The 3,829-nt window shown below is 47.9% G+C and carries 2 protein-coding genes; both read right to left on the reverse strand.

From position 1 onward, the window contains the following. Positions 1–163 precede the first annotated feature (163 nt). On the reverse strand, positions 164–1,942 hold the full coding sequence (locus tag B3W37_RS15575) for a YgiQ family radical SAM protein (RefSeq protein WP_483176356.1): 1,779 nt from the start codon (positions 1,940–1,942) through the stop codon (positions 164–166). Positions 1,943–2,153: 211 nt separating this feature from the next. Continuing rightward, positions 2,154–3,829: hypothetical protein (locus B3W37_RS15580; RefSeq protein ID WP_483176357.1), on the reverse strand; the 1,676-nt coding region annotated here is incomplete at its 5' end.

Raw genomic sequence — 3,829 nt, forward strand, 5'->3', positions numbered from 1 at the left:
AGGATGACATTCGCAAAGTTACTGCTTAATCATTATTCCATAGCCTGTCCTACGGCCCCGACGTTAGGAGCGGGCCTCAGGGCTGGGTGTTCACGCGCTTATAGCGATATATTATGCCGGGGTTGGGTATCCTGCAAATGGCTAAGTGTTCCCCAGCGTCTTACTATTTTTGCTTCTTTTCCGGTTTCACCAGGCAGCGGGGGGAAAATCCGATTAAATCACGACGTCCGGAGGCCTTTAAAGCCTCCCGGGCCGGCCCCCAGTTTTCCTTATTTTTATACTGCAGCAAAGCCCTTTGCCATTTACGTTCCCGGGTATGAGGTACATGCACTTCTTTTCCACTATCAGGGTCTAAGCCGGTGTAGTACATGGAGGTGGAAACAGTCATAGGAGTAGGAGTAAAATTCTGCACCTGCTCGGGATAATATTGCAAATTATCCCGGACAAACTCCGCCAATTGTATGGTATCACCTAAACGACTGCCGGGATGAGCGGAAATAAAATAAGGAATAATATACTGCTCCTTGCCTATTTCTTTATTAATACGTTTAAATTCCTTAATAAATTTTATATATTCATCCTTACCCGGTTTATGCATGCTGCGGGTCACCTGGTCAGATATATGCTCCGGAGCAATTTTAAGCTGCCCGCCCACATGGTGCCGGCAAAGGTCTTTTAAATATTGACCGGAGCTGTCCCTTAGTATCAAATCATACCTTACTCCCGAAGCCACTCGGATATGTTTGATTCTTTTTATGCTGCGCAAACGCCGCCACAGTTTTACGGATGGCAGCTGATTAGTGTCCAGGTTGACACAGACTTTGGGATACAAACAGCTGCTGCGCCGGCACTTTTGGCATAATTGCTGATTTTTCCCGCTCAGCCCGAACATATTGGCTGATGGTGCACCCACATCGGGAATGCTCCCTTTGAAATCAGGATGGGCCAAAAAAGTTTCCGCCTCTCCGGCTATAGATTCGATACTGCGGTTTTGAATGAATTTACCCTGATGCAGGCCCAGGGAACAAAAGGCACATCCGCCGAAACATCCCCGATGCGTAAGAAGGGAAAACTGAACCGGTTTCAAGGCCGGTACTCCTCCGGCTGCATCATAACTGGGGTGGGCCTGGCGCAAAAACGGCAGTTTGTAAATATCATCCAGTTCTTCTGTAGTAAGAGGCATTGGAGGAGGGTTTTGCACCACCCAGCGCTCCCCATGTTGCTGGGCCAGTATTCTGGCGCAATAGGGGTTCAGTTCTTCCTGCATTATCTTCGTCGCCCGCGAAAATTCCGCTTTATCACCGGATACTTGTTCGAAAGAAGGGATTTGTCGGGCATTTGCGGGGCAGTGTCCTGATATATAGCAGGTTCCGCGCATTCCGGTCAGGTATTTGATTTCATGACCGGCTTTTAAATAGCGGGCAATTTCCAACAGAGCATACTCTCCCATACCATATACCAGCAGGTCGGCTTTACTGTCCAGCAGCAAAGAGCGGCGTACTTTCCCGCTCCAGTAATCATAGTGGGCCAAACGGCGCAAACTCGCCTCCACCCCGCCAATAGTTACCGGTACCCCGGGAAATGCCTGTTTAATTAAATTGGTATAAACAATAGTAGCACGATCAGGCCGCTTTCCGCCCACTCCTCCGGGGGAAAACACATCATCATGGCGCTTCTTCCGGTCCGCCGTATAATGATTAACCATACTGTCTATATTTCCTGCCGATACCCCAAAAAATAGCCGCGGCTGACCCAGGGAACTTATATCCTTGATGGAATGCCAGTCCGGCTGGGCAATGATCCCCACCTTAAAACCATGATGCTCCAGGAACCGGCCTAAAATTGCCGCCGCCCAGGCGGGATGATCCACGTAGGCATCCCCGCTTACAAAAATGATGTCCAGTTCATCCCACCCTCGTTTATCCATATCCTTTTTTGTCATTGGCAAGAAATCCATTTATTTTTATCCTTTCCGGGATTAGCAGTATAGGGGACGGCTCACCCATTTTCCCCCGTTCAAAGATTGATAGTCTTAGCGGGACCAGTCTCAGAGAGACGGTTGTCCGACACCTCCGGGAAGGCTAAAAGGGTGTCGGGAGACATCCCCCTGACACCCTTCAAAATAACCATCTCTCTATTCTGCCGTGTGTCTGCTAATCAATTATTACTATCGCCGCCCGATAGGTACTGCCGTTTCGTTCTACTACCACCAGAACATCGTCATCTTCATCGATATAACTGCCGTTTACCAGACGGTTGTCATGTATCACAATGGTGGAATCATCGTAGTATACTCTTTGCTCTTCATCCTCCAGTTCGAATGAACCGGACCAGGTCCTTTCCACCACATCGCTCCATACGTATTCGCTTCCGTCCCGGACCCTTATTTGCAATGCTTCCTCCTCATCTTCATCGTAGGCTACATAAATTGTTTCACCATCATGGTCGTCTTCCAGATCTTCCAAGTCTATTTCGTCATTATCATAATAGATTTCAGTATTACGGGGAACGTCTATCCAAAGATCGGAACGGCTTCTCCAGTCGCTGCTGCCCAGGTAATAAACCGACCTCAATTTAATCTCCTTACCGGATTCGTCAACATCACTGAGATAGCCCCGGTAAACTACCAGATCATCGCTTGAGCTGCTGTCCGAGTCGTCCAGAAGCTCTATTACAGCTGCGTAATACCTGCCTCCCGTATAGTTAACGGTTACGAAAACGTCATCGCCTTTCTCGACATCTTCCCAGTCCCTGAGTTTACCATCCTCAATTACTATCACATCATCATCACAATAAACTTCATCATTATCATCTAATTCCAGACTGCGGGAGTTCACCCGGTCGACTACATCATCATAATTATACTCGCTGCCTTTTTTCACCCGGATGGTGACCGCTTCGTCATTATCCTCGTCATAGGCTACATATACAGTATCTCCCTCATAATCGTCTTCCAAATCCTCCAGGTCAATTTCATCGCCATCATAATAAATATCCGCATTTCGTTCTACTTCCATATGCATGGAGGAACTGGAACGCCAGCGTCCATCTTCCAGTTTGTAAACCGAGGTCAGGTAAATTTCATCATCCGAATTTACTTCCTTCAGTGTAGCTTTATAGATGGTGTAATCGGAAGAGGATGAGCTGTTATTCGAGGAAGTATTATTAGTGCCAGCTTTATCAATCGTCACCGCAGTTATGCTGGAAACCCACCCGTTTTGTACCGTGAGCGCCACCTCATCCCCCGCTTTGGCATTGGTATAAACACTGAGGAAAGGCTGCGTGCGATAGCTTAGCTGGGTTCCACCCGCATATATTCTTACCAGACCGGCCGCCGTATTTAATTCCTCCAATTCTCCAATTACGGAAACTGTGGCCGGCACAACCGGAGCGGGTACATATGATTGTACTGTTCCCGCAACTTCAGCATATAACAGCTGGCTGCCGTTTACTATATAGTTAAGCCATTGCCCCTTGGCCAGATTTTTATACGATATTTCCCTGCCATTGCTATATAGCCCGGTTTGTTGCGTAATTACCAGACTGCGTTGCAGGCCGGATGCATCCTTTAGCATCACCGCAATATGATAACTGCTGTCAACGCTGACCACCTGACCGCGTTCCGCCTTATTGCCGCCGGGCTGAGGAAATTTGATATCGGCCCGGTTAATAAGTACCGCCGCTTCGGACCGCTTTAAACTGCTCAAAGGTCTCAAATAGCCATTGCTGCCTACCATTACACCGTTCTTAATTAGAGGAATTATGTAGGGAGCCTGATAAGAATATACATAGGCCCGGTCCTGGAAGGTGTTCATGATGCCTTCACTGT

The sequence above is a fragment of the Syntrophomonas sp. UBA5494 genome (genome assembly GCF_002426325.1).

What these genes read in the sequence shown, in the direction of transcription:
- B3W37_RS15575 (WP_483176356.1), bottom strand. Translation starts at nt 1,942, where the DNA reads ATGACAAAAAAGGATATGGATAAACGAGGGTGGGATGAACTGGACATC.